The sequence below is a fragment of the Bradyrhizobium sp. SHOUNA76 genome (assembly GCF_023006445.1).
Classification (GTDB): domain Bacteria; phylum Pseudomonadota; class Alphaproteobacteria; order Rhizobiales; family Xanthobacteraceae; genus Bradyrhizobium.
This window is the reverse complement of the sequence record NZ_JALBHA010000944.1, coordinates 1-1094: the sequence shown is the minus strand read 5'-3', so window position 1 is coordinate 1094 and position 1094 is coordinate 1. Positions and strand designations below refer to the sequence as shown.

General features: G+C 65.7%; 2 protein-coding genes and 1 pseudogene. 2 read left to right on the top strand and 1 reads right to left on the bottom strand.

Annotated features, from left to right (window positions below; translation table 11 throughout):
* Positions 1 to 381: pseudogene (locus MOV74_RS38825) on the top strand (DNA-protecting protein DprA); the annotation flags it as partial.
* Here MOV74_RS38825 and MOV74_RS38820 read toward each other — a convergent pair.
* On the bottom strand, positions 378 to 812 hold the full coding sequence (locus MOV74_RS38820) for a helix-turn-helix domain-containing protein (protein ID WP_246932873.1): 435 nt from the start codon (positions 810 to 812) through the stop codon (positions 378 to 380). The pseudogene MOV74_RS38825 and the gene MOV74_RS38820 sit on opposite strands and share 4 nt — an antisense overlap.
* 82 nt (positions 813 to 894) lie before the next feature.
* On the opposite strand from MOV74_RS38820, the gene MOV74_RS38815 reads away from it, so the two are divergent.
* Positions 895 to 1094 (top strand): NAD(P)H-dependent oxidoreductase (locus tag MOV74_RS38815; RefSeq protein WP_246932871.1); only part of this gene is annotated, 200 nt, incomplete at its 3' end.

Here is a 1094-nt window from a genome sequence, read left to right as displayed (position 1 = left end):
ATGGCGGCCGAACAGGGCCGCGAGGTGTTCGCGGTGCCGGGCTCGCCGCTCGATCCGCGCGCCGCCGGCGCCAATGATCTGATCAAGCAGGGCGCAACGCTCGTCACGGAAGCCGCCGACATCGTCAACGCGGTTCAGCCGATCATGGAGCGCCCGCTGATGCATCCGGCTGAAGAGCCCGACAGCGAGCCGTTCGAGAGCGATCCGCAAGGCCACGACCGCGACCAGATCACCGGCCTGCTCGGGCCCGCCCCTGTTACGATCGACGATCTCGTGCGGATGTCCGGCGCCTCGCCCGCCATCGTGCGCACGGTGCTGCTGGAGCTCGAGCTTGCCGGAAAGCTCGAACGCCACGGCGGCGGGTTGGTGTCGCTGATCTAGTTATCGTTGCGCTGATCGAAACGTGTCCGTGCGGCCTCGATCTGCGCGAGATGCTCCATCGCCCATCTGCCGAGGGCCTCGACTGGCTGCGACAGCCCGCGGCCGAGATCGGTCAGCTCGTAGTCGACGCGTGGCGGAATGGTCGGGAAGATCGTGCGCGTGACGAGGCCGTCGCGCTCCAGGCCGCGCAGCGTCAAGGTCAGCATCCGCTGCGAGATGCCGTTGATCATGCGCTTCAGCTCGTTGAAGCGCTTCGGCCCGCCGCCGAGCATCATGATCACGAACACGCTCCATTTGTCGCCGACGCGGGACAGCACGGAGGCCACCCCGCGGCAGTCCGCGTGGTTGGGGTCCGGCTGCGTGTCTGACCTGGCGTCTGGCCTCGGCGAGGCAGGCAAATCAGTGTTCTCAGGTTTCAATAATGTGCCCATGGCTCAAAAAAGTGCGTTCTTGCGGGGATTTCTACAGTCACTCATGTAGCTCTGGTTACAAACATATACCAGGGTGACCCAAATGAAACTCCTCCATATCGACTCCAGCGTGCTCGGCCCCCACTCCGTCTCCAGGCAGGTTTCCGCCGCCATCGTCGACCGCCTCCAGCAGACGACGCCCGGCCTCGATGCCACCTATCGCGACCTGACCCAGACCCCGCTCGCCCATCTCTCCGGCTCGCACCTTGCGGCCGCGCAAGGCGCCCCGGTGCCGGCTGAACT